Origin of the sequence: Longimicrobium sp., assembly GCF_036280135.1 — a bacterium.
Classification (GTDB): domain Bacteria; phylum Gemmatimonadota; class Gemmatimonadetes; order Longimicrobiales; family Longimicrobiaceae; genus Longimicrobium.
Map to the genome: position 1 here is coordinate 1 of NZ_DASURI010000843.1, position 3,568 is coordinate 3,568.

Sequence of the window (3,568 nt, forward strand, 5' to 3'; positions counted from 1 at the left end):
CGGGGGAGAGGGCCCCCCGTCGCGCAGCGACGGGGTCTCCGCCTTTCCGCAAGCCTCCCTCCCTCCCGCTCGCCTTGATCCCCGTCCTCCTGCTCGATCCGCGCCTCCGCCTCGATCCCTGCATCCGCCTCGATACCCGCATCCGTCTCGATCCGCGCCTCCGCGCATCCTCAGATCGGCGCGTCCTCCACGCGCGGCGCGCCGCCGAGGAGCAGCACGCGCACGGGGTCGCCCGGGCGCAGCTCGGCGCCGGCGGGAACGAGCGCAAGGCCATCCGCCGCGGCCATCGACGTGCCCAGCCCCGAGCCCTGCGCGCCCGTCAGCCGCGCCGACGTCGTCCCGTCCGGCTCGCGCGACAGGCGCACGCGGGGCACGTGCATCAGCTCGCCGCGGGCGCTGTACGCGTCGCGCATCACGCAGTCCAGCGAGGGGGCATGCACGTGCGCGTGGCCGGCCATCCGCAGCAGCGCGGGGCGGACGAACAGCTCGAACGTCACCATCGTGGAAACGGGGTTGCCCGGCAGCCCGAACCACGGGATGCCGCCCAGCCCGCCCACCCGCCCGAACGCCATCGCCGAGCCCGGGCGGATGCGCACGCGCCAGAAGTCCACGTCCGTCCGCAGGTCCCGCAGCGCGCCCAGCACGTGGTCGTGCTCGCCCACGCTGATCCCGGCCGTCGTGATCACGGCGTCGCAGCCGGCGGCGCGCGCCAGGTGCTCGCGCAGGCTTTCCGGCGTGTCGCGGGCAATGCCCAGCAGCCGCGCCTCCATCCCGCTCTCCGCAAGCTGCGCCGCCAGGGCGTAGGAGTTGGTGGAGACGATGCGCCGCCCGGCCAGCACCTCGTCGAACCCCTCCACGGGCACCAGCTCGTCCCCGGACGCCAGGACGGCGACGACGGGGCGGCGGACGACGGGGAGCCGCGCCCGCCCCACGGCCGCCGCCACGGCCAGCTCCGGCGCGCGCAGTACGCGTCCCGCGGGGAGGACGGCGTCGCCGCGGCGCACGTCCTCGCCACGGGGACGCACGTTGCGGCCGGCATCCACGTCCGCGCGGATCTCCACCGTGGCGTCCGCCGATCCCATCCGCCGCCCGCCGTCCGTGTGCTCCACGCGGATCACGGTGTCCGCCCCGTCCGGCACGGGGGCGCCCGTCATGATGCGGATGGCCTCGCCCGGGCCCACGGGGCGCGTGGCGAAGTGCCCCGCGGGGACGTCGTCCACCACGCGGAGCACGCGCGGCGCCTGGGCGGACGCGCCGCGCACGTCCTCCGCGCGCGTGGCAAAGCCGTCCATGGCGCTGTTGTCCCACGGCGGCAGGTCCACGGGGGAACGGACGTCCTCCGCCAGCACGTGGCCCAGCGCGTCCAGCAGCGGCCGCTCCTCCGCGCCCAGCGCCGTCACGCCGCGCAGGATGGTCCGCAGGGCGTCGCCGGGGGCCAGCCAGTCCGCCGCGCGGTCAGCCGGCACGCCCGCGCTGTCCCAGCACCAGGTTCTGCAGCATCCCGCCCAGGCGGTCGATGTGCGACGGCGTGTCGTCCTCGTCCAGCAGCACCACGGGCACGTCGGCGCGGAAGCGGTCGTCGTCCGTCACGATGGCCAGGTACTGGTCCGCCCCGTCGCTGAACTCCTCGTACAACGGGTGGTCGTGCACCGCGCGGCGCCAGATCTCGATCTTGGGGAACGGCCCGCGCTTGTAGCCCTCCACTAGGACCAGGTCGTATCCGCGACCCGCCAGGAAGTCGCGGACGAGGCGCTCAGGGTCCGGCTCGCCCTCCATCCGCATCACCAGGGCGATCTTTCCCTCGCCGGCCATGAGCGTGGCCTCGGCCTGGCCCTCGTTGAAGTGCCGCCAGCTGTCGCGCCCCTTTTCGTCCGCCTCGAACGCGTGGTGGCCGTGCTTGATGCTGGCCACGCGGAACCCCCGGCGCCGCATCTCGCGCAGCAGGGCCACCATCAGCCGCGTCTTGCCGCTGTTCTTGCGGCCGATGACGCTCACCACCGGGGGCAGGGGACCGGTGCGGCGCTCGCCTTCGTCCAGGTCGCTCACGGTGTTCACGTTGTGGAAGAGGAGACGGGGATCGCCCACGGCCTGGATGTCGGCGAGGGGCACGCGGTCCGTGCGCACGCGCTCCAGCAGCGTGTGCGCGCGGCGTTCGCCCTCCGCCAGCATGGCCTCGACGACGGGGATGCACTCCACGGAGTAGAACGCGCACAGCGGCTCCGTGCCGTGCCGGCCGTGGCTCTCGGGGACGATGGCCTCCGCGGGGGAGACGGACGCGCGGCGAACGACGAGGCGCAGCACGTCGGCCGTGACGTACGGCAGGTCGCAGGCGACGACGAGCGCGCCCGGCCAGCCGCGGTCCACGGCGTGCAGCAGCCCCACGTGGATCCCCGCCAGGGGGCCGATGTCCGCGTACCGGTCGGGCACCACGGTGAGGTCCAGGTCGTCGTACAGGGCCGCGTCGTTGGCGCTGACGACCACCTCGGGGACGGCCGCGGCGAGTGCGTCGAGCACGCGGTCCACGATGCGCCGGCCGCCCACGACGGCGAGGGCCTTGGGCGCGCCGAAGCGGCGGCTGGCGCCCCCGGCGAGGATGACCCCCAGGGGCGGCAGGGGGCGGACGATGGGAGAAGGCTGGCTCATGCGCCCGAAGGTAGGCGCCGGGCGAAGCGGGATCAAGCGCGGCGGGGAACGGTCCTTGCGCGCCCGCGCGGCGGAAAGGGATGTCGAACGCGACACTGGGGAGGGGAGCGATGCCCGGCTACGATTGGAGCTTTGGGGGGCGGGAGCCGCGGGCGCGGCCGCGCGGCGGCTACGAGTGGAGCCGTCCGCCGCGCGAGACCATGGGCCGCCCGTTTGGCCCGCGCGACGTGCAGTACGGCCGGTGGGAGCAGCCGTCGGGCTACGACCGCGGCGTGTACGGCGACGCGTACGAGGCGTACGCCCCCGTGGGCTACGGCCGCGACTTCGGGCGCGGCGGGCCGCCGGCGGCGATGCGCCGCGGCTGGGGCGGCTACGCGGAGCAGTACGAGGAAGAGGGGCAGGGCGGCTACGCCCGCGCGCCGTTCATCCCCGAGCAGGTGTACCGCCGCCACCCGGAGATGAACCATCCGCCCGCGCCGCGTGGCGAGCGCTGGGGCTACGAGCTGGACGACACGGGGATGGACCTGTCCGACGAGCAGATCCTGGAGATGGTGCGCCGCCGGCTGTACGAGGACGTGTGGCTGGACGTGGACCGCATCGACGTGGAGGTGGAGGACGGCGTGGTGACGCTGCGGGGCGAGGTGGATGACTTCCTGGAGGTGCGCTACGCCTGGGACGACGCGTGGGAGACGGAGGGCGTGCGGGGCGTGGTGACGCAGCTCACGGTGCGCACGGACGAGCCGCAGACCACGACGCACGGCGACCTGGTTCCCCAGACCGCCAGCGGCACCTCGTCCGAGCCCACGAGCTGAAAAACCCAACTGCTTTTCTCACGCAGAGCCGCAGAGGCGCAGAGTACGTCATCGCGCGACGAAGTACTCTGCGCCTCTGCGGCTCTGCGTGAGATGCAGTAAAAGGTCGCAGA

Annotated in this window: 3 protein-coding genes; 1 reads left to right on the plus strand and 2 read right to left on the minus strand. The window is 74.2% G+C overall.

The genetic code is table 11. The features are described from left to right. Positions 1-170: 170 nt before the first annotated feature. Complete coding sequence (gene glp, locus VFZ20_RS27400; RefSeq protein ID WP_329687145.1) at positions 171-1,466, minus strand: gephyrin-like molybdotransferase Glp; 1,296 nt, start codon at positions 1,464-1,466, stop codon at positions 171-173. Then, complete coding sequence (gene mobB, locus VFZ20_RS27405) at positions 1,456-2,643, minus strand: molybdopterin-guanine dinucleotide biosynthesis protein B (protein WP_329687146.1); 1,188 nt, start codon at positions 2,641-2,643, stop codon at positions 1,456-1,458. Before mobB ends, glp begins: the two co-directional genes overlap by 11 nt. A 110-nt stretch (positions 2,644-2,753) precedes the next feature. On the opposite strand from mobB, the gene VFZ20_RS27410 reads away from it, so the two are divergent. Beyond that, complete coding sequence (locus VFZ20_RS27410; protein ID WP_329687147.1) at positions 2,754-3,455, plus strand: BON domain-containing protein; 702 nt, start codon at positions 2,754-2,756, stop codon at positions 3,453-3,455. Positions 3,456-3,568 lie beyond the last annotated feature (113 nt).

Bases quoted from the DNA above. Each gene is read 5' to 3' on its own strand.
- mobB (WP_329687146.1), bottom strand. From the start codon at position 2,643: ATGAGCCAGCCTTCTCCCATCGTCCGCCCCCTGCCGCCCCTGGGGGTC.
- VFZ20_RS27410 (WP_329687147.1), top strand. From the start codon at position 2,754: ATGCCCGGCTACGATTGGAGCTTTGGGGGGCGGGAGCCGCGGGCGCGG.